The sequence below is a fragment of the Streptacidiphilus carbonis genome (assembly GCF_000787775.1).
Taxonomy (GTDB): Bacteria; Actinomycetota; Actinomycetes; order Streptomycetales; family Streptomycetaceae; genus Streptacidiphilus; species Streptacidiphilus carbonis.
Genome location: NZ_BBPM01000038.1, coordinates 47,358 through 69,186 on the forward strand (window position 1 = coordinate 47,358; position 21,829 = coordinate 69,186).

The following is a 21,829-nucleotide window of genomic DNA, read 5'->3' on the forward strand; positions in this document are numbered from 1 at the left end:
CGCCACCGTCACGACCCCCGGCCGTGACGGCACACGAGCACAGCCGCACCGACCGTCGCGGGAGGCGTGGCGGCGTGCAGGGCGTTGATGGGGGAGATGAGACAGCGGCGACCCGTGGTGCCGCTGGAAGACCAGCCCGTCGCGAACGATCCGGCACCCGAACCGCGACCAGGCTGCGCACAGAGTAGGTAACCGGCGCTGACGGGGATGTGTCAAGATGTCCGACCGCGTCGGCTTTGGATGGTGGACTGTGTTCCTTGCTGTCGAAAGCTCTCCGTTTCGCGCTGGGCGTCCGCGCCCGCCGGGCTCCAGGCGAGGCCCGACTGAGTGGGATAGATCAGACCAATAGCCGAAACTTACATAGTGTCATGGGCAAGCCACAGCACCGTGATCGGCGGTGCCGACAGGGGTCGGGCGTCGGCGGCAACGGGTCCTCCGCTGCTTCCGCCGACTGGTCCGGCCTGCGGAGATGCCGCCTCGCCGGCGCGTCGGAAGGGTCATGTCCGGTCCGGACGACCGTGCGGGACCGCTGGTGTGACGGTGCAACAGATTCGACACCCAAGAGCCTTCAGTACGAAACATTCCGTTGACCACTCATGCCGCCAGTCGTACGATCCCTTCGAGCTGATCCAGCGAATCGGTTCGATCTCCACCCGCCGGCAGTCGACGCGGGACTCAACACCGGGCCCGGCAGTCCGATGTCGGGTTCGGCGATGAACTGCAGCCCGCACAGCAGTCCGGGATGAGGCGGGCAGCCCGCTCGCACGGGCCGATCAGACCACTCCAGAAGCAGTTGCGAAGACGGAGGCCGTCAGTGGTGGGCGCCGCATGCGCGCCGGCCGCGACCTGCACAGTTGTTAACGCTCACAATCACGCGGACGAAGAGGTCCCATGTCCCGACACCCTTCGCTGAAATCCCGCCTACTGAGTATCGTCGCTGCCGTCGTGGGCGTCGTCGGCATGGGCCTCCAGGCCGCACCCGGCGCCGCCGCCGCTACGTTGACCCAGGTCACGAACTTCGGCAGCAATCCGAGCAATCTGCTCATGTACGTGTACGTGCCGAACAACGTCAAACCCGACCCGCCGATCCTGCTGGCGCTGCACGGGTGCCAGGGCTCCGGGCCGTACCTGTACTCCAGCACCGATTTCGCTTCGCTGGCCGACCAGTACGGATTCATCGTCGTCTACCCCTCGACGACGAACCCGGGCGGCCGGTGCTGGGACGTCTCGTCGAACCAGGCGTTGACCCGGAACGGTGGCAGCGACCCCGTCGGGCTGATGTCGATGGTCAGCTACACGGAGCAGCACTACGGCGGCGACCCCGGTGCCGTCTATGTCACCGGTGAGTCCTCGGGCGCGATGATGACCAACGTCATGGCCGCCGACTACCCCGACGTGTTCAAGGCCGGCGCGGCGTTCATGGGTGTGCCCGACCACTGCTTCTACACCGGCACCGTGGACGGATGGAACTCCGCCTGCGCCCAGGGCCAGGTGTCGATGACCCCGCAGCAGTGGGGCGACCTGGCGCGAGGCGCCGACCCGGGTTACAGCGGTCCGCGCCCGCGCATGCAACTGTGGCACGGCACCGCCGACACCACCCTGAGCTACAACAACCTCGCTGAAGAGGTCAAGCAGTGGACCGATGTGCTCGGGGTGAGCCAGACCCCTTCAGCCACGGACACGCCGGTGTCCGGCTGGACCCGCACCCGCTACAACAGCGGCAGCGGGAGCACCCAGGTCGAGGCGTACAGCATCGCGGGTGCCGGGCACCAGCTGCCGGTCCAGGGCTCCGGTATGGCCGCCTACGCCGTCCACTTCATGGGTCTGGACGCTGGCTCGTCCGGCGGTGGCGGGCCGAAGTCCGGTGCACTGCGTGCGGTGGGGGCCGGCAAGTGCCTGGACGATCCGAACGCGAGCACCACCCCGGGTACGCAGCAGCAGATCTGGGACTGCAACGGCCAGGCCGACCAGACCTGGACGCACACCTCGGCGAACCAGCTGAGCGTCACCGTCAACGGCTCGACCCTGTGCCTGGACGCCAGCGGCCGGGGCACCAGCCCCGGCACCAAGGTGCAGACCTGGTCCTGCAACGGCCAGGCCAACCAGCAGTGGAACCTCAACGCCGACGGCACCGTCACCGGCGTCCAGTCAGGCCTCTGCCTCGACGTGACCGGCCGGTCCACCACCGACGGAGCCCCGGTGGAGCTGTGGACCTGCAACGGCGGCAGCAACCAGCAGTGGAGCCTCGGTTGAGTCCGGAATCCCCGGTGGACCCTTCGCAGCAGCAGAGAGGTGCGCACAGATGGCAAGAGCGAGACTTCGCGTCGGTCTGACCGGCGCTCTGTCCGGCGCAATCGGACTGTCGCTGGTGGTGATCCCGGCCTCGCCCGCTTCGGCCTCCAATGAGACGGTCCACAAGTGGCTGACCACCTCGGACCTGGGCCAGCACCTGACCCAACAGGCCAACCTCGGCTTCTCGGCCTCATCCGGGTCGGGGACCATCAGCATCGACGACGCGCAGACCTACCAGACCATGGACGGCTTCGGCGCGGCGATGACGGACAGCTCGGCGTGGCTGTTGTCGGACAAGCTGAGCAGCGCCGCGCACACGAACCTGATGAATGCCCTGTTCAGCCCGAGTCAGGGCATCGGGATCAGCTGGGTGCGCATCCCGATGGGATCGTCCGACTTCTCCGCGACGGCCCAGCCGTACTCCTACGACGACAACCTCTCGACCTCGACGGGCACGACGGTCGGCGTGGGCTCCGGCCGCTGCCTGGACGACACCGGCAACCCGTCCAACGGCGTACAGGCGTACGTCTGGGACTGCGCGAGCGGCAACGCGAACCAGCAGTTCGCCTACACCGGCGCCGCGGAGCTGCAGGTCGCCGGCAAGTGCCTGGACGCCAACGGCCAAGGCACGGTTTCCGGTACCAAGGTGATCCTGTGGACCTGCAACGGCCAGAGCAACCAGAAGTGGAAGCTCAACGTCGACGGCTCGATCACCGGCGTGCAGTCCGGCCTGTGCCTGGACGTGAGCGGGGCGGCCACCGGCAACGGCAGTCCGGTGCAACTGTGGGGCTGCAGCGGTGCGACCAACCAGCGCTGGACCCGGCCGGACCCGTCGCTCGCGAGCTTCTCGATCGCCCACGACCTCGGCTACATCGTCCCCGACCTGAAGCAGGCCGCGGCCCTCAACCCGGGTATCAAGTTCATGGCCAATCCGTGGAGTCCGCCGGGGTGGATGAAGGCGAACGGCCAGATGAACAACACCGGCCACGCGGGGACCCTGCTGCCCGCGAGCTACGGCCCGCTCGCACAGTACTTCGTGAAGTTCCTGCAGGGCTATGCCGCCCAGGGCGTGCCGATCTACGCGATCACTCCACAGAACGAGCCGACCTACGCCTCCGCGTATCCCGGCATGGAGTTCAGCGAACAGAACGAGGCCGCCTTCGTCGCCGACGACCTCGGCCCGTCGCTGGCACAGGCCGGCCTCTCACCGAAGGTCCTGGGCACCGACTTCAACACCAACGTCCTCGGCGGCTACGCCGAGCCGCTGATGCAGGACCCCGGCGCGAGCAAGTACCTGGCCGGCACCTCCTGGCACTGCTACGCGGGCGGCCTGAACACCATCGCCACCATGCAGTCGGCCTTCCCGGACAAGGACAACTACGAGACCGAGTGCTCGGACGGCATCGACCCGCAGAACGCGATCGAGACCTTCATCCAGAGCACCCGCAACTCGGCACGGGCCGCCACCATGTGGAACATCGCCCAGGACCAGAACAACGGACCGGTGATCCCCGGCGGCTGCAACGCCTGCACCCCGCTGGTCACGATCAACCAGAGCACCGGGAACGTGACCTACAACGCCGCCTACTACTCGGTCGGACACTTCAGCAAGTTCGTCCTGCCCGGCGCCAAGCGGGTCGCCTCGACCACCACGGCGAACCTCGACGACGTGGCGTTCAAGAACCCCGACGGGTCGCTCGTGCTGATCGTCGACAACACCTCCGGCTCCACCCAGTCGTTCGCCACGAACTGGAACGGACAGTCCTTCAGCGACTCGCTTCCCAGCCACGGCATCGCCACCTACACGTGGGTGCCGGGGGCGACAGCCCCCAGCGCCGGGTGACCGACCCGGCCGCGCCCGGGATCCACATCCCGCCTCAACCCCGTAGGCTGACGCCTCGGCGGTGGCCCCCACCACCGCCGAGGCGTCAGTCCTGGACCTTGCCGCCGGTGATGCGGGAGATGACCAGGGCGACCAGGATGATCGCGCCGTTGAGCGCGCCGATCCACTGCGCGGGCACGCCGCCCAGGGTGAGCACGTTCTGGATGAGGAACAGCAGCAGGATGCCGGTGAAGGCGCCGAACATGCTGCCCTTGCCGCCGTTGAGGCTGATGCCGCCGATGACGGCGGCGGCGAAGACGGTGAAGATGTCACCGTTGCCCTGGGCGGAGGCCACCGAGGCGAGGCGGCCGGAGAGCATGAGACCGCTGAGCGCGGCCAGCAGGCCGGCGGTGACCATCACCGTCCACAGCACCCGGTCGGTGCGGATGCCGGCTGCCTTCGCAGCGTCGATGTTGCCGCCGATCGCGTACAGGGAGCGGCCGAAGCTGGTCGCGCCCAGGACGACGATGCCGGCGGCGAAGAGGATCAGGCAGACCCACACGGACGCGGGGACGCCCAGCCACTGCGCGGTGCCCAGGTAGAGCATCGAGCCGGGCAGGTTGAAGAACGTCTGGCCGCCGGAGACGCCGGTGAGCAGACCGCGCAGCACGATCAGCATGCCCAGGGTGACGATGAATCCGTTCAGGCCGAAGCGGATGATGAACAGCGCGTTGACGGCACCGACGACCAGACCGACCGCGAGGGCCACGGGGACGGCCCAGGCTCCGGGAAGCAGGCCGAGCCCGTGTCCGGCGCCGGCCGGAACCGTGAGCCAGGCGGCTATTCCCGGGGCGAGGCCCACCGTGGACTCCTGCGAGAGGTCCATCTTCTTGACGATCAGCACCAGGGTCTCGGCCAGGACCAGGACAGCCATCTCGGACATCGTCTGCAGCACGTTGACGAGGTTGTCCGTCTGCAGGAACACCGGGTTGACGAGCTGTCCGACGATCGCGATCACGATGATCGCCGGGATCAGGGCGAGGTCGCGGAGCCGGGCGAAGGCGATGCGCCGCACCGGGCCGGCGCCCGCCACGCCGCGCCGGACCCGCTGCGCGGTCGTGGGGTCGGGCGTCGTTGTCTCAGACATGGAGGTCCATTCCTTCCATTGCGGCCACCAGGTCGTGGTCGTGCCAGCCGCTGCGCTTCTCGGCGACGATCCGGCCCTGGAACATCACCAGGACCCGGTCGCACAGGCGCAGGTCGTCCAACTCGTCGGACGCGATGACGACGGCCGTGCCGGCGGCGGCGGTCTCCTCGACCTTGCCGAGCAGGAACTCCTTGGAGCGCACGTCCACGCCGGCGGTGGGGTTGATCAGCACCAGCAGTCCCGGATCGTTGGCCAGGGCCCGTGCCATCACGACCTTCTGCTGGTTGCCGCCGGAGAGCCCGGAGACGTGCTGCCCGGGGCCGGGGGCCTTGATGGCCAGATGATCGATCATCTCCCGGGCCAGGGCGTCCCGGCGGCGGCCGTTGATCAGTCCTTGCGGGCCCAGCCGTTCCGGGACGGTGAGGGTCCCGTTGTCCGCGATGGACATCTCCGGTACGTAGCCCTGGTGGTGGCGGTCCTGCGGCACGAAGCCGACCCCGGCCGCCAGGGCGGCGGGCACGCTGCCGGGGCGGAGCCGCCGGCCGGCGACGCGTACCTCGCCCGCCACGGCTGTGTGCAGCCCGGCCACGGTCTCGGCCAGTTCGGTGCGGCCGCTGCTCGCGGCCCCGGCCAGGCCCACGATCTCGCCGCTGCGGACGGAGAAGGCCACGTCGTGGTAGGCGTCCGAACCCAGACCGGTCACCGACAGGAGTTCCGCCGCGTCGGCGGCGACGTCCGGTCGGCGGGGCAGGCCGCTCCTGGTCCGTGCTGCCTCGCCGGTCATCGCGGCCACCAGATCGGCCCGCGGCAGGTCCTGGACCGGAGCGGTCACGATGTGCCGCGCGTCCCGGAAGACCGTCACCGTGTCGCAGATCTGGTAGACCTCCTCCAGGTGGTGGCTGATGAAGAGGAAGGTGACGCCCTGCCGCTGCAGCTCCTGGATCCGGGCGAAGAGCCGCTCGATCGCCGCGCCGTCGAGTTGCGCGGTTGGCTCGTCCAGGACGATGAACCGGGCGCCGAACGACAGAGCCCGCGCGATCTCCACGAACTGCCGCTGCTCGACCGACAGTTCGTCGGCCGGGGCGCCCGCGTCCACCGCCACCGACCAGGTGTCCAGCAGTTCGCGGGCCTGTCGGCGCACGGTCTGCCAGCTGATCAGGCCGCTGCGGGTGCGGGCGTGCCGGTTGAGGAAGAGGTTCTCCGCGACGGTGAGCTGGGGGATGATGGTGGACTTCTGGTAGACGCAGGCCACCCGGTGCCGCCAGGCGTCCCGGTCGGTCATCCGCGGGGCCCGCTCCCCACCGAAGAGGACCGTTCCCTCGTCGGGCGCCTGAAGCCCGGTCAGGATGGAGACCAGAGTGGACTTGCCTGCGCCGTTCCGGCCGACCAGGGCATGGGTCTCGCCCTGCTGGACGGTGATGTGCGCGTCGCGCAGTGCCACGGTCGAGCCGAAGCGCTTGGTGATGCCCGCCGCTTCCACGACGGGTGGGGCCGTGTCCATGGGAGTGCCGCCTTCCGTCAGCCGAGGTGGTTGCCCCACAGGGACGAGTCGGTGCTCTTCAGGCTGGAGATGCCCCCGTAGCCGCCGCCGTCGGCGGTGACCAGCGGCGCGGAGAGCTGGTCCTCCAGCAGTCCCGGGCGGACCTGGACGATGGTGCTGCCGTGGTCGGTCGGCCCGGGCTTGAAGACCTTGCCCTGGATCGCGCACTTCAGGTAGTAGAGCGCGTACTTGGCGTAGAGGTCGGCGGGCTGGGAGACGGTGGCGTCGATCTTCCCGGCTGCGATGTCCTTGAGCTCCTCCGGGATGCCGTCGTTGGAGACGACGAAGACGTGCCGGGGGTCGCTCGGTCCGACCAGCAGGCCCTTCTGCTGCAGGACCTGGAGGGTGCCGGAGAGGGCGAAGCTGGACTGCATGTAGACGCCCTTGACGCCCGGGTGCGCGGTGAGGTCGGTCTGCAGCTTCTGCGCGGCGGTGGCGGCGTCCCAGTTGGTGGCCTCGCCGTAGACGGTGATGCCGGGGAAGCTCTGCTTCATGCAGGAGTTGAACGCGTCGGTGCGGTCGCGGCCGTTGATCGAGGCGAGGTCGCCCTCCAGCATGACCACCGAGCCCTTCCCCTTCAGTTTGGTGCCGAGGAATTCACAGGCCTTCTGTCCGTAGGCGCGGTTGTCGGCGCGCACCACCATGTAGACGTTGCCGGTGTCGGGCCGGGTGTCCACGGTGACGACCGGGATCTTCCGGGCGGCGAGCTGGGCCAGGGTGGGGGCGATCGCCGCGGTGTCCTGCGGCGCCATGGCCACGCCCTTGACGCCCTGGGCCATGAAGGTCTGCACGTTCGCCGCGAGCTTCGCGACGTCGTTCTGCGAGTTGGTCGTCTTGAGGGTGAGGCCCTGCTCCTTGCCGTACTGCGGGGTGTACTGGATGTAGGAGTTCCAGAAGTCGGTGTCGGAGCGCGGGTAGTCCACGCCCACGACCGGAGAGCTGCCGGCGGTCGCGGTCGACGAGCTGCTGGAGCAGGCGGCGAGTGGGCTGATGCAGAGGAGGGCGGTGGCGGTTGCGGCGACGGATCTGAGTCTCATGGCGGTCTGCCTCACAGGGAGCGGTGTGGGTGGTGGTCAGGGGCCGGTCGGAAGGGGACGCAGGCGCAGACCGCTCGTGCCGCCGTCCACGGGCGGCCGATCGGCCGGCGGGCGTTGAGAGCGGACAGCCCGGCGGACTCCCCGGCGCTCATGCCGGCACCTCCGCGCTGTCGGCAGCCGACGCTGCCGGGCCGCTCCATACCGGCCCCTCCGGGTAGGCATGGTCGGCGAGGGAGCGCGGGTGCATCTCCGCGCTGATGCCGGGTGCGGTGGGCGCCAGGTAGTGACCGCCCTCGACCCGAGCCGGGTCGGTGAAGTGCTCGTGCAGGTGGTCGACGTACTCGATGACGCGGTCGGTCGTGCTGCCGCTGACGGCCACGTAGTCGAACATCGCCAGGTGCTGCACCATCTCGCACAGCCCCACGCCCCCGGCGTGCGGGCACACCGGGACGCCGAACTTGGCTGCCAGCAGCAGGATCGCGACGTTCTCGGTGACCCCGGCGGTGCGGCTGGCGTCCAGTTGCACGATGTCCAGCGCCCCGGCCTGGAGCAGCTGCTTGAACATCACCTGGTTGTGCACGTGTTCGCCGGTGGCGACCCGGATCGGCGCGACGGCGCGGTGAATGGCGGCGAGGCCGAGGATGTCGTCCGGTGAGGTGGGCTCCTCGATCCAGTACGGGTCGTAGGGCGCGAGCTCGCGTATCCAGTCGACGGCCTGCTGGATGCCCCAGGCCTGGTTGGCGTCGACCGCGATGCGAATGTCAGGACCGACGGCCTCCCGGGCCAGCCGCAGCCGGCGCACGTCGTCCGCGAGGTCGGCGCCGACCTTCAGCTTGATCTGGGTGAAACCGTCCGCGACCGCTTCTTTCGCGAGCCGTACCAGCTTCTCGTCCGAGTAGCCGAGCCAGCCGGGCGTAGTGGTGTAGGCCGGGTATCCGCGGTCCAGCAGGTGCCCGGTGCGTTCGGCGCGGCCGGGTTCGGCACGGCGCAGGATCTCCAGGGCCTCCTGCCGGGTCAGCGCGTCCTCCAGGTAGCGGAAGTCGACCAGGTCCACCAGCCGCTCGGGGGAGAGGCTCGCGAGCAGCTGCCACACCGGCTTGCCCTCACGGCGCCCGTACAGGTCCCAGACCGCGTTGACGACGGCGGCGGCGGCCATGTGGATGGCGCCCTTCTCCGGGCCGAGCCAGCGCAGTTGGCTGTCGCCGGTCAGCCGGCGGGAGAAGCCGCCCAGGTCGGTGAGGACGTCCGCCACCGGCAGACCCACCACCAGCGGGGCGAGCGCCCGCACGGCGGCGACCTCCACGTCGTTGCCGCGGCCGACCGTGAAGGCCAGCCCGTGGCCGGTCTGGCCGGCGCTGGTACGCACTGTCACATAGGCGGCGGAGTAGTCGGGTTCGGGATTCATCGCGTCGGAGCCGTCGAGATGGAGGGAGGTGGGGAAGCGCACATCGACCGCCTCGACCGCAGCGACGACTTCCGGGCTGGGAGACATGGGATGGATTTAAGGGCGGTGAGCGGTCTGATGTCCATAGGTCGGGCAGAGGAAGGCAAAATCGGTCCTATTTCCTATCATTTCTGATGGTTCATCTGAACGGCTTGCCGAGGGAGGAGTCCCATCACTTCATGGACATGGGATGTCCTGTTACGCTGTCGAGTCACGGTGCAACTGAGCGAGAGTTGAGCGATGTCACTGACCGACAAGGCCATCAGCCGGATCCGGGAGCTCATCCAGTCGGGTGAGCTGCCCCCGGGGGCGAAACTTCCACCGGAGCAGCAGCTCGCGGCCGAACTGGGCCTCTCCCGGAACCTGATGCGCGAGGCGGTCAAGGCCCTGGTCGTGGCCCGGGTCCTGGAGATCCGCCGGGGGGACGGCACCTATGTGACGAGCCTGGAACCCGGGCTGCTCCTGGAGGGTCTCGGCGCCGCGGTCGAACTGCTGCAGGGCGACACGCTGCTGGAGCTCACCGAGGTCCGCAAGCTGTTCGAACCGGTCGCCACCGGCCTCGCCGCGACGCGCATCAGCGGGGAGCAACTCGCCGAGGTGGAACGCCACCTGACGGCGATGCGGGCGGCGAGGGACGACGTGGAACAGCTCAACCAGCACGACGCGGCCTTCCACCGCGCCGTGATCGCCGCTACCGGCAACCAGACCTTGATCACCCTGCTGGAGGGCATCGGCAGCCGCACCGTGCGCGCCCGGGTCTGGCGGGGCCTGGTCGACGGGGACGCAGCGGCCCGGACGCTCGCCGAACACGAGGCGATCCACCAGGCGCTGGCCGCCGGCGACGCCGTACTCGCCCAGGCCGCCGCGTACGTGCACGTCAGCACCACCGACAGATGGCTCCGGGAGCACTACGCCCAGGCCACCGACTCCTTCACCGATCCGTCACCCGCCTCCGGGGAGCCGGAGTGAGACTTATCCGCATCGACCCGGTGGGCGCCGAGCGCTTCGGCGGCACTGCCTCCCGCGCCTACCCGGTGGGCCGGACGGCGGAGGGAAACCGCGTCGGCGGATCACCCGAAGACTCGGCGCTGGATCTCGCGCCGGTAGTCCTCAAGGGTGTTGTCCAGGTGGACGGCTGTGGCTCGGGCGGCCGCTTCGGGGTCGCCGTCCCGGATCGCCTGATAGATGGCCGTGTGTTCGTCGACCGCCTCTGCGACGTGGCCGCCGAGGGTTCCGTGCAGTCCGATGGTGCTGGACTGGCGCTGCAGGCGGCGGGCCTCGCGCACCGAGGCGAGGAGGAAGACATTGTGCGAGGCGATGGCGATACCGGTGTGGAACTCGTCGTCGCCCCGGTTGAATTCGGCGGCCTCGCCGGTCAGGAAGCCGTGTCTGCAGGTCTCCGTGGCGGCTTCGATCGCACGCAGCTCCGCCGGCGTCGCGTGCGTGGCGGCCAGCCGACTCGCGGCGGTCTCCTGGACCCGGCGGAACTCGAAGAGCATGTAGACGTGGTCGAGGTCGGTGGGCAGGAAGATCCCGCCCAGGCGGGCCGAGGTGAGCATGCCTTCGTCCTCGGCGACGTAGAGGCCGCGGCCCTTCTGTGCCTTGACCAGGCCGAGCGCTGAGAGGATCTTGACGGCCTCGCGTACGACCGTGCGGCTGGTGCCGAACCGTGCGGCGAAGTCGTTCTCCGTGGGCATCCTGTCGCCCGGCCGCAGGCCGAGTTCGGCGATCAGTTGCAGGATCTGTTCGGCGATGAGCTCGTATCCGGGCCGGTACTTGCCCGGTTTCGGTTCGTCGGCGCGGGCGGCGGCTGGGGCTTGGACCGTGGGCGGTTCGGACTGCGTGCTCCCAGTCGGCACGGATGGACCGTCCACCGGCCACCTCCATCGTCGCGGGCGACGGTTCAGCGCATGACTGACCCCTGATGACGTCGAGAGCCTACATGCCGGGATATAGGTCCGACACATGCCGTGTCGGTGGACGAAGCCGGGCCGTCCCCGTCCCGTCCCCGTTCTCGTCGCCGCAGTCGGCTCCGGAGCGCCGGGTTCGGGCCACGTGCCTCCGCACGGGCCCGAACCGCCGTGACTGCGTTGCTGTCCGCTTTCAGCTCTTGCCGGTCAGCCGCCAGATCTGGTTCCTCTTGGTGGTCAGGGCGCTTGCCGCATCGCATGTCCACTGGTGGACGAGGGCGCCGGGTGCGGTGGATACGGTGCTGACGTCGACGCACTTGCCGCTGTGCGCGGCGACGAGCTGGTAGTCGTGGCTGTTGCCGAGCGCGGTCACCGGCGCCAGCCTGAACCGCTGGTTGGTACCGCCGGTGCAGGTCCACTGCTGGACCGCGGCTCCGTCGGCCGTGGAGAAGGTGGAGACGTCAAGGCACTTGCCGCTGGAGTGGTTGACGACGGTGTAGGTGTCGGTCGCGCCGCTGACCGGGTGGAAGTCGAAGACCTGTTCCTGCCCGCTGTCACAGGTGTTCTGCTGGTACTGGGTACCGTCGGCGGTGGACTTGGAGGGGTCTTCGAGGCAGAGCGAGCTGTGCTGGGCGACGGCGGTGGAGGAGAATCCGGTCGAGTCGCCGATGTGCAGACTCGCGGGCGCGAAGGAGACCTGGTCGAGGTGGGGAGCGGAGCTGGAGCGCATGGGCTGCCCGATGTCGCTGCCGCCACCGGAGTAGACCTTGCCGATGGTGGTGCCGTCCCAGTTGAACAGCTGTGAGGCGGTGAACCTGACGGTGTTCGAGCCCTTGGCGAGGGTGACGGGGACGGTGTAGTTCTCGAACTGGTTCCAGTGCAGGGTGCTGGCGAAGTTGACGCGGGTTGAGGCGCCGCCGTTGACGCTGACATCGGCGTGCTCGGCGTACAGGTCCGGGTTGTAGTGGTTGGAGGGCAGTTCCTCGGCGTTGGCGTAGCGCATGGTCATGGCGTAGGTGCCGGCCGACGGGGCGTTGACGTTGAGGGTGAGGGAGTTGGCGGGTCCGTTGCCGATGCCGGTGACGACGCCGCCGTTGGCCTGGTTGTAGGAGTTGTCGACGGCCGCGGTGCCGGTGAGGGTGCCGTCCTCGGCCTGGTACGTGACGACGTTGTCGGTGCTGACGGCGGAGGTGGCGCTGATCGGGGTGACGGCCAGGTCGTCCAGGGCGAGGGTGCCGCCGGCACCGGTCACCTCGACCTTGTTGATGCCGCCGTCGAGGTGGACCTGGTCGGTGGAGGTGGACCAGGTGCCGGTCGTCGCGCCGGAGAGGGTCTGGTCGTCGGCAGTACGGCCGTTGACGGTGAGGGCGGCCTGGCCGGTGCTGCGGAAGCGGGCCGTCAGATCCGCGTAACCGTCCCGCGCCGAGTAGACCCAGAAGGTCGCGGACTTGCCGGAGGTGAGGTTCACCGCACCCGCGCCGGACTGGCCCTGGGCGGTGTAGGCGGCGGTGCCGCTGTCGGAGAGGTCGGCCTGCTCGGCCTCGTAGAGCGTGGTGCCCTGGACGGCGGGGTCCTGGTACTGCAGGTCGATCTTGTCGATGAGGGCGTCGCCGACGGTGGCCGCGCCGTTGTCGCCGGTGGTGGCCAGGCTGATGGTGTGGCTGCCCGCGGTGAGGTGCACGGTGGTGTCGCTGTGTCCCCACACCACCCACTGGAAGCCCACCGGTATGTCGATCCTGGTCGATGCGCCGCCGTCGACCCGCATGTACACGTTCGTCGGACCCTTGACGTCGACGTCCTTGGCGTAGGTGTTGCCGAACACCGAGAGGTTGTAGTCACCGTCGGCGGGCACGGAGACCGGGAAGGAGATCACCGTGGTCGAGCCGGTGCGCAGGCCTCCGACGTCCTTGGTGCCGGAGGTGGCGAAGTTGCTGATCCGGCTCTCGCTGTTGATGTTGTAGCCGCTACCGCTGAGCGTGGCGTTCTCGGCCTCGTACGTACCCGTCCACGTGCTGTCCGAGGGGGTCGGGCTACCGGTGCCGCCCGGGGAGACGACCACCTCGTACGCGGACATCGCGTCGAGGGTGATGGGCACGGTGATCGAACCGTCGGAGCCCACCGGGACGTCCGCGTCGGAGAGCCGGGACGGTGTCGCCGCCGCGCCGATATAACCGCTGTAGCGGTCCTGGAACACGCTCACGTGCACGGTTCTGCCGAAGACCGCGGGGTCGATGTTCTTGATCACCGTGTCGGAGGAACCGCTGGTGCCGCCGCCGGCGAGGATGACGCGCGCCTGCTTCTTGGCCGTGTCCAGAGTCGCCAGGCCCTGGAGGGTGTACGCGGCGTCGTTCGCGGCACCGGTGACCTTGACGGTGTTGCCGCCGCGCATGGAGCTGTACCAGTTGTACAGCCACCACTGGGCGTTGGGGGTGTTCTGGGCCGCGGCGGAGTCGCCGAGGGTTCCGTTGATGTTCCAGTACGGCAGATTGCCGTCGACCTTCTCGTCCTCGATGCCCGCGATCCACTGGACCATCTCGCCGGGGTCGGTCAGGTGGAAGCGGTGGGCGTACTCGTTGAGGTTGACGGGGATCGGGGAGGTGATCCCCGCGGCCGCCTCGGCCGCCCGGAAGGTGTCGACGGTGCTGCGCACATCTGCCGGGCTGCCCAGGGTGTGCCAGGTCATGACGTCGGGCAGGCAGTTGTTGGCCTTGCAGTAGCTGAGGAAGCTGTTGACTTCGAAGGGGTTGTAGCCGGCGAAGTTGCCCCCGGCCAGCCGTGCCGCGGGCCAGATGCCCTTGATGAAGTCGTAGGTCTGGCGCCACTCGGAGTTGAAGGCGGCCATCGTCGTCGAGTCGGTGCGCATGCCGCTGAACCAGTTCAGTTCGGGCTCGTTGTAGGGGACGAAGACGATGTGGCTCGCGTAGGGGCTGGCCATCGCCTGCTCGACCTGAGTCCTCATGGCCGCCTGGTAGGCCGCGTAGCTCGTACGCTCGTAGCCGGCGCGGTACACGTCGGTCATGTAGATGAACTCGTCCCCGCCACCGCTGTCGACGAAGGGCTTGGCGATCTCCAGCGCGTCCGAGCCGGGGTGCTGCTGCCCGTCCTGGTACTTGGTGTTGGTGGTCTTCACCCCCATTCCCTCGATGAGGTTGTCGGTCGGGACGTCCTGGCCGTAGATGCCGTACAGCGCCCCGGAGGCGCCGCCGCGGAAGGCTCCGGTGGTGGTACCCAGATCGACGGTGAGGGTGGGGGTGGCGGCGGTGGCCGGCGTTGCCGTCACGGTGGTGACGCCGACCAGGACGGTCAGCGGGAGGAGCGTCCTGACGGTGCCCTGGAGAAGGCGTCCTGCCGTCGAGCGCCTCTGTCCGATTGCTGGCATGTACTTACATCCCTTCAGACATACGTTGGTTACTGCTGCGCCGGCCCCGCGCCGGGCGTGCGGGTACGTTGTCGCCCGCGGTTCAGGCGACCGTTGCGGGGGTGCCGGCGCGTAGTGCCCATGGATGCGTTGGGATAGAGGGTCGAACCGGTTCCGCGAACCGATTCGATGGAGAACGTAGGGCGACATGAGCACGACGTCAAGGGATCTGGCAGGGCACTTTCCGCATTGCCACTGATCACGGATGTGTCACCGCACTCGATCGGCGATCTCCCGCAGGACCGTTCGGCGGGGCTGCGTCGAACCGGTTCGCATACCGAAGTGACGTCGATCAGGCCTTCTCGCTCGACACGGCAACCTTTCCGCCGTCTGCGGCAACTGAGTAGTGGACACCAGCCCGATCTTCCGAACGGACGGACATGAACGCGATGAAGCAGGCCGCGCGGCACCAAAGGCGCAAGCCCCCGCAGAGGGCGATCCTCGTTCCCGTGGGGCTGGTCTGCGCCGCGCTGGTGGCCTTCCTGGTCGCAGGTCTTCTGCACTTCGGCCACGGCGGCGGGGCCGACCGCGCCGTGGTCGTGAACGCCGCCGGCACACAGGCACCCCACACGCCGACGGCGGCGTCCCCGACCGCGGCGGCCGGAGCGGCCAGGGAGTCGGCGCGTCCACCTGCGGCGCGCACCACGCCGACGGCGACCGCGACCACCACCGCCAAGGCCGAGCCGAAGGCCACGGCGAAGCCCACGACCACCCGGCAGCCGGCGGCTGCCACCGGCGCGTCGGCCGGTCGGATCCAGCCCGGCCGTACCTACAGCGGGGTGGCCACCGAGTACGCCGCAGCCGACGGCAACGGCGCATGCCTGTTCGGGCCTGCCGCCGACATGATGATCGGCGCCATGAACGAAACCGACTACGACACGGCACAGGCATGCGGAGCCTACGTCGTCGTCCACGCGGCGGGCGGAGCCTCCATCACGGTGCGGATCACCAACGAGTGCCCGCTGCCGTGCGCGCCGGGTCAGATCGACCTCAGCCAGCAGGCGTTCGCCAAACTCGCCGACCCCTCGCGCGGCCGGATTCCGATCACCTGGCAGCTGGTCAGTCCCAGCATGTCCAGCACGGTCTCCCTGCGCTACAAGACCGGTTCCAGCCGCTACTGGTGCGCCATCCAGGTCATCGGACACCGCAATCCGGTCGCTCTGCTGGAGGTCCGCGCCGGCGCCGGCTGGCGCAGGCTGCCGCGTACCTCGTACAACTACTTCTTGTCGGCCGACGGCACCGGCTGCGGCGGAACGGTACGCGTCACCGACATCTACGGCCAACAACTGACGGTCCCGGGCATCGCCGTGACCCCGAACGTCGTCCAGCCGACCGGCGTGCAGTTCGACCGCCACTGAGCAGGCGTCGGGGAGGTCGTGGGTCGGAGGCATGGTTGTTCGGGGACGGGGATGGGCACTAGGGTCGACCGAATCGGTTCGAGGTCATGGTGCGGGGCGAACACGCACCCCAGCCGCTCACCCGTGAGGTCGCGATGAACATCGGGGAGATCGCCAGCCGTGCGGGCGTCTCGCGCAGCACTGTCTCCTACGCGCTCAGCGGCAAGCGGTCGGTCTCCGCGGCGACGCGCAAGCGCATTCAGGACGTCATCGACGAGCTCGGCTACCGGCCCAACGCGGCTGCCCGCGCCCTGAAGGAGGGGCGCACCCGCACCATCGGCCTGGTCATCCCGCCCGCAAGCGCCCACCTGACGCACATGCAACTGGGTTTCGTCGCCAGCGTCGTCGAAGCGGCTGCTCACGCGGACCTGGACGTCCTGCTCTCACCGTCCGGGGGCGACCACGACCGCTCCTTCGAGCGGCTGCTGTCCGGCGGCAGGGTGGACGGGGTGATCCTGATGGAGATCCGCCTGGAGGACTCGCGTGTGCGCCGTCTGCAGGACGCCAACGTCCCGTTCGTCGGGATCGGGCACACCGCCCGCGCCGGGGAGATGTGCTGGATCGACGTCGACTACGCCACCCTGATCAACCAGTGCGTCCATCACCTCGCAGACCTGGGACACACCCGCATCGCGCTGCTCAACCGCTCGGTGGAACTGGTCGCAGCCGGATACGGGCCCGGCCACCGCGCCCGTGACGGATTCACCGCAGCCCTGGCCGCGCGCGGGATCCAGGGCATGGACGTCGAATGCGGCGACGACGCCCGGGCCGGCCAGGAGTGCACCGCTCAGCTTCTGCGGGACCATCCCGACATCACTGCGATAGCCACGATCAACGAGGCCGCCCTGCCGGGCATCCAGCGCGCGCTGGAGGAAGCCCGGCTGACGGTGCCCGCCGACTTCTCCCTCACCGGCGTCGTCGGCCGAACGTGGGCCGAGGACTTCCGGCCCCGGCTGACTGCTGCCGATGTGCCTGCGCAGGAAATGGGGGCGCAGGCCATGTCCCTGCTGCTGGAGCGTATCGCCGACCCGGCCACTCCCTTCCACAACATTCATCTGGCTCCGCCGATATCCCTCCGTGCCAGCACCGCGCCCGTCCGTCGTCGCCCGAACGGCTGAGTCCCCGGCTGGGGCGAGCAGCGACGGGTCGATGAGTCGTATTCATCTGTACGGCACAGGGCGGCGAGGACCGATCACCCTCGCTTGTGATCGCGGCGTCGTGCTGCCCTGCTGACGATGGTTCAGAGAGGCTCCTGACCGCGGGAGTCCACAGACGGCGCGACGCCGGAGTGAGCGCCCCCGCTTTCCGGGGTGGGGGATGTGCAGGACGTATCACTGGATCGTGCCCGACGATTGGCTTGCATGAGCCTGACACATCAACGGCCATATCCTCAAGAGGCTGTGACGGGGATCTGCCACGATTCTGGGGCGCCGAATCCGGATTGCCGCGGCAGACCGTTCCCGGCGGCCGCCGCTCTGCCGCGGCAGCGCGGACTGTTGACAGCGCGTCGGGAGCGGAGCACGCTGCTGCCGCTGTCAGGCCGCCATTCCCACCGCCGTCGGCCGACGATCTCATTCACTGTTGTTAGCGCTAACACGTATGGATGGCGCCCACCCACCCGCCTCTGGAGATTGCATGCACATGACATGTACACGTAGCTTACTTCGTCGTCGCACCCGCCCAAGGGCCGACGGTCGGCCCCAGGCCGCCGCTCGGCGCCTGGTCGCAGGCTCGACGGCCCTGGCCCTGGCGCTGCTGGGACTGGCGACCGCCGGTACAGCGCAGGCCGCGTCGCCGACGCAGGCCGTTCCTGCGGCGTCGGCCTCCAGTCAGTTCCACGGAGTGAACTGGGCCGACCCCAACGACAACTTCATCACCGGCCCCAACGTCCCCGTGGGCCTGTCGACGTCGGACAACTACGCGACGACGTACACGAAGTCCACAGCCATCCTCAAGGGTTTCCGGAGCCTGGGCGCCAACACCGTCCGCATGGGGTTCAACGCGGCGACCACCTCGGGAACCTGGTGGAACAGCTACACCGCATCGCTGGACGCCGCTACCGCGCTGGGGATGAACGTCATCGTGGCGCCGTGGCTGCAGGGCGGGAAGGTCAGTGACACCGCGTCGTTCGACCAGATGTGGGACACGATGATCAACAAGTACGGTGCGAAGGGCAACTTCTACTTCGACATCATGAACGAGCCCTATGCCTACAGCGCCGGCGACCTGACCAACTTCGAGGCCGCCTGGCTGGCGCGCTACCCGAGTCTCCCGCGCGGGCACGTCATCGTCCCCGGCCTGTGGAGCGACACGAACCTGTGCGCCGTCGGCGCCGACTCACGGCTGTCCGGCACCCTGCTGTCGATCCACATCTACGGGATGTTCGGCGACTCCCACACCACCGAGGCCGACTGGGTCAACGACTTCACCGGTGCCCTGTGCGGCCATGCCGACCGCGCGCTGCTGACGGAGTTCGGCGTCCCCATGAACACCGGCGTGAACTACGACGGACCCAAGGACGGCAACAACGACCTGTCCTACCTCTACGCGATCACCGACACCGTACGCAGCCTGGGCATCGGCTCCGTCCTGTGGACCGGCGTCAAGGAGGCCAACCAGACGCAGGGTCCCGGGCCCTGTGAGAACGCATCCTGTGCCGTGACCACCCTGAACGGCAGCGGCACCGACCTGTCCCTGACCCTCACCAACCAGTCCGGCCTCGACCGGCTCCAGTGGGGCTGGGGCACCGGTACCAACCCCGGTGGCGGCGGGGGCGGAACCGGCGGCGGAGTGCTGCGCGGCGTCGGCTCCAACCGCTGTCTGGACGTACCGGGCGCGAGCACCGCCAACGGCGCCCAGACCGAGATCTGGGACTGCAACGGCGGCAGCAACCAGCAGTGGACGCCCACGGCCGCCAAGGAGCTGCGGGTCTACGGGAACAAGTGCCTGGACGCCTACGGACGTGGGACTTCCCCGGGTACCGAAGTCGATGTCTGGGACTGCAACGGCGGCAGCAACCAGCAGTGGAACCTCAACAGCGACGGCACCGTGACCAGCGTCCAGTCCGGACTGTGCCTCGACGTCAGCGGCGCCTCCACCGCCAACGGTGCCCTCGCCGAGCTGTGGACCTGCAACGGCGGATCCAACCAGAAGTGGAGTCGGCAGTAGCGCGGAACAAGCTCTGCCGGGGACGGCCGAGCCACCGGCTCCGCAGGCGGGCGTAGGACCGGGAGAATGCTTCGGACGGCCTGAGCTGAACCGATTCGACACGCGTGCATCGTCACTTGCGGGTTCATGCCCTGAAACTTCCCGGAGCCCTCGTCGACCGGGCCGCCGTGACTCATCGGGCCGGCGGCCTCTCCGGAGCGCCCGGGATCTCGACTGAAACCCCTGATCAGTGGTGACTGTGTCACTGCTTTCGTTACCACGGGTCGTCAACTCCCCAAAGCGGGAGGGTTCCTGACTCTCCGACAGGACGCTGATGAACCTGTGCGCATGTGATTGACCAAGGAGGTGCCCGGTCGTACGATCCGATCGATTCCAGCGAATCGGTTCGATCGCCCCACCGCCGCCGCTCCGGACTTCGGTGCCCGTTTGCCGAGTTCGCGAGCTGCTGCCTCCCCCCGCACAGCCCGGCGCCTTGGCGCCGGGCTGTGCGACGCGGGCTTCGGACTGTCGCGCGGCCCGGAGCGGGGCCTCGTCGGCAGGGGATGCGAACACAGCCGCAGATTCCACCGTCTCGTCCCGTCAGCCCAGGGACACAGAAAGAGGAGGAAGTCGATGACGAAGAGAACCAGGCAGGGCCGGTTGGCGACGGCCGCCGCTGCCGTCATGGGGTTGGCGGCCGTGCTGCTGATGCCCACGGCCGGCCATGCGGCCTCGGGCGAGTCGCTGAGCGTGGACCTGGGTTCCACGCGCGGGCCGTCGACCGGAGTGGGCGAAGGATTCCTCTACGGCATCACCCAGGACGGCAGTCAGCCGGCGGACCAGTACCTGCAGCCGCTCGGCATCAACGCCTTCCGGGGCGGCGGGTGGTTCTCCGGAGGATGGGTCAAGGACGGGTACACGTACGGATCGGCCACCCAGGCCGACATCGCCTCGATCACCGCCGAGGCCCGCCGGCTGACCCAACCGCCCTACCACGCCCAGTACCAGGTGATCCTGAGTGACCTGTACGGCAATAACGGCGGCCAGCCCTCCAACGAGATGTATCCCTGCGACAACGGTGACTGCTCCAACTGGGCCGGTTTCATCGACTCGACGGTCGGCGCGCTGCAGGCGACGGGCCTCCCCTTCGCCTACGACATCTACAACGAGCCGGACATCTCCGTCTTCTGGACCCGGGGCATGAACAGCACCCAGTACTTCCAGATGTGGGACACCGCCTACCAGGAGATCCGTCGGATCGCCCCCAACGCGAAGATCGTGGGACCGTCGCTGGCCTTCACCCCGCAGAGCAATCCCGGTGAGTGGAACACCTGGCTGGCCCATGTGAAGGCGGCGGGCACCGTGCCGGACATGATCACCAACCACGACGAGGGAGACGTCGACGACCCGGTCACCGTCTCGCAGGCGCTCAACAACGCGCTTGCGGCCAACGGTGTCCCGGCGCGGCCGCTCTCGGCGAACGAGTACCAGCCCGCCGACCGGCAGACCGCCGGCGTGACCGCCTGGTACCTGGCGCGATTCGCCCAGTCCGGCTACACCAACGCGATGCGCGGAAACTGGGTGTGCTGCACGACCCCGAACCTGACCGGGGTTCTGACCCAGGTCAACGGGGTGTGGCAGCCCAACGGCAACTGGTGGGCCCTGCGTAGCTACGCGGACATGACCGGAACGCTGGTCAACACCTCCGGCCAGGTCGGATCGACGGCGATCTCCGCATCGGAGGACAGCACGGCCAAGCGGGCCGTGGCCGTGATCGGTGACAGCAACGGGTACACCGGTGCCGCCTCGGTCACCTTCAACGGCCTGGCGTCAGTGCCGTGGCTGGCGAACAACGGCAGCGTCAACGTCACCGTCGAGCGCATCCCGGACCAGGCCCCGTTGAGCGCCCCCCAGGTGGTCTACAACCAGAACCAGAGCGTATCGGCCGGGTCCGTCACCGTACCCGTCACCTTCCAGGCCGCGCACGACGCCTTCGCGGTCTACGTGACTCCGGCCGGCTCCACCGGCGGAGGCGGCGGAACCAGTGGCGAACTGCACGCGGTGGGGGCGGGCAAGTGCCTGGACGTGCCGAACTCGTCCACCACGGCGGGTACCCAACTGCAGATCTGGGACTGTTCGGGCGGCTCCAACCAGGCCTTCACCCGCACGTCCTCCAACCAGTTGACCGTCTACAGCGGCAGCAGCCAGATGTGCCTTGACGCGAACGCGAAGGGCACAAGTCCCGGCACCAAGGTCATCATCTGGTCCTGCAACGGCCAGTCGAACCAGCAGTGGAGCGTCAACTCCAACGGCACCGTCACCAGTGCCCTGTCGGGGCTCTGCCTGGATGTGACCGGAGCGAGCACCGCGGACGGTGCTCTGGCTGAGTTGTGGACCTGCAACGGCGGCAGCAACCAGTCCTGGACCCTCGGATAGCGGTCCCTGTCTGAGCGCCGCGCGACGAGCAGTCGCGCGGCGCTCAGACGTTGTCCCGCGTCCGTAGTCCTCCGTCCGCGGGATCCGCCGCTCCGAAATATTCGATGTGCTGATGAAAGTTTCGTGCCGCTCGAAGCGGCTGCAAGGGCAGCCGGCGCATGAGAAGCCCTGGATCTCCGATCGTCGGAAGAGGGATCGGCCGATGCGAAGGACGCCGTTCTGCTCCAGCTGTCACGTGG

General features: G+C 68.7%; 13 protein-coding genes. 7 read left to right on the forward strand and 6 right to left on the reverse strand.

Going from position 1 to position 21,829, the window contains the following annotated elements; all coding sequences use genetic code 11:
• Positions 1–891 precede the first annotated feature (891 nt).
• Together TR46_RS25810 and TR46_RS38290 are read left to right on the forward strand one after the other, a co-directional pair.
• On the forward strand, positions 892–2,253 hold the full coding sequence (locus TR46_RS25810) for an extracellular catalytic domain type 1 short-chain-length polyhydroxyalkanoate depolymerase (protein ID WP_042405481.1): 1,362 nt from the start codon (positions 892–894) through the stop codon (positions 2,251–2,253).
• 49 nt (positions 2,254–2,302) lie between these two features.
• A complete protein-coding gene (locus TR46_RS38290; RefSeq protein ID WP_084718927.1) occupies positions 2,303–4,135 on the forward strand; it encodes a ricin-type beta-trefoil lectin domain protein in 1,833 nt (610 codons plus the stop codon).
• A gap of 85 nt (positions 4,136–4,220) precedes the next feature.
• Here the strand turns inward: TR46_RS38290 and TR46_RS25820 are convergent, their stop codons facing one another.
• The 4 genes from TR46_RS25820 to TR46_RS25835 form a co-directional block, all read right to left on the reverse strand.
• Complete coding sequence (locus TR46_RS25820) at positions 4,221–5,261, reverse strand: ABC transporter permease (RefSeq protein ID WP_042405483.1); 1,041 nt, start codon at positions 5,259–5,261, stop codon at positions 4,221–4,223.
• Positions 5,254–6,762 (reverse strand): sugar ABC transporter ATP-binding protein, encoded by a 1,509-nt coding sequence (locus tag TR46_RS25825; RefSeq protein ID WP_042405485.1) that lies wholly within the window; start codon positions 6,760–6,762, stop codon positions 5,254–5,256. Before TR46_RS25825 ends, TR46_RS25820 begins: the two co-directional genes overlap by 8 nt.
• Positions 6,763–6,779: 17 nt before the next feature.
• Positions 6,780–7,838: a sugar ABC transporter substrate-binding protein gene (locus tag TR46_RS25830; RefSeq protein ID WP_042405486.1), complete on the reverse strand. Its 1,059-nt coding sequence runs from the start codon at positions 7,836–7,838 to the stop codon at positions 6,780–6,782.
• Positions 7,839–7,986: 148 nt separating this feature from the next.
• Positions 7,987–9,330, reverse strand: coding sequence for an enolase C-terminal domain-like protein (locus TR46_RS25835; RefSeq protein ID WP_042405488.1), 1,344 nt, complete (start codon positions 9,328–9,330; stop codon positions 7,987–7,989).
• Between the two features lie 192 nt (positions 9,331–9,522).
• On the opposite strand from TR46_RS25835, the gene TR46_RS25840 reads away from it, so the two are divergent.
• A complete protein-coding gene (locus tag TR46_RS25840) occupies positions 9,523–10,251 on the forward strand; it encodes a FadR/GntR family transcriptional regulator (RefSeq protein ID WP_042405489.1) in 729 nt (242 codons plus the stop codon).
• 101 nt (positions 10,252–10,352) lie between these two features.
• Here the strand turns inward: TR46_RS25840 and TR46_RS25845 are convergent, their stop codons facing one another.
• Both TR46_RS25845 and TR46_RS25850 read right to left on the reverse strand, forming a co-directional pair.
• Positions 10,353–11,036, reverse strand: a complete 684-nt coding sequence (locus tag TR46_RS25845) for a FadR/GntR family transcriptional regulator (RefSeq protein WP_042405526.1) — start codon at positions 11,034–11,036, stop codon at positions 10,353–10,355.
• Between the two features lie 349 nt (positions 11,037–11,385).
• Positions 11,386–14,571 carry an RICIN domain-containing protein gene (locus tag TR46_RS25850; protein ID WP_042405492.1) on the reverse strand — a complete coding sequence of 1,062 codons (3,186 nt, stop codon included), beginning with the start codon at positions 14,569–14,571 and terminating at the stop codon, positions 11,386–11,388.
• Positions 14,572–14,990: 419 nt separating this feature from the next.
• On the opposite strand from TR46_RS25850, the gene TR46_RS25855 reads away from it, so the two are divergent.
• The 4 genes from TR46_RS25855 to TR46_RS25870 all read left to right on the forward strand — a co-directional run bounded on the left by TR46_RS25855 (position 14,991) and on the right by TR46_RS25870 (position 21,590).
• Entirely contained in the window at positions 14,991–15,968 is a 978-nt protein-coding gene (locus TR46_RS25855) for an expansin EXLX1 family cellulose-binding protein (RefSeq protein ID WP_042405493.1), read from the forward strand.
• A 134-nt stretch (positions 15,969–16,102) separates the two neighbouring features.
• Positions 16,103–17,125: a LacI family DNA-binding transcriptional regulator gene (locus tag TR46_RS25860; protein WP_042405528.1), complete on the forward strand. Its 1,023-nt coding sequence runs from the start codon at positions 16,103–16,105 to the stop codon at positions 17,123–17,125.
• Between the two features lie 523 nt (positions 17,126–17,648).
• Positions 17,649–19,175: a ricin-type beta-trefoil lectin domain protein gene (locus tag TR46_RS25865; protein ID WP_236655502.1), complete on the forward strand. Its 1,527-nt coding sequence runs from the start codon at positions 17,649–17,651 to the stop codon at positions 19,173–19,175.
• A 612-nt stretch (positions 19,176–19,787) separates the two neighbouring features.
• Complete coding sequence (locus TR46_RS25870; protein WP_042405495.1) at positions 19,788–21,590, forward strand: RICIN domain-containing protein; 1,803 nt, start codon at positions 19,788–19,790, stop codon at positions 21,588–21,590.
• The last annotated feature ends 239 nt before the right edge of the window (positions 21,591–21,829 follow it).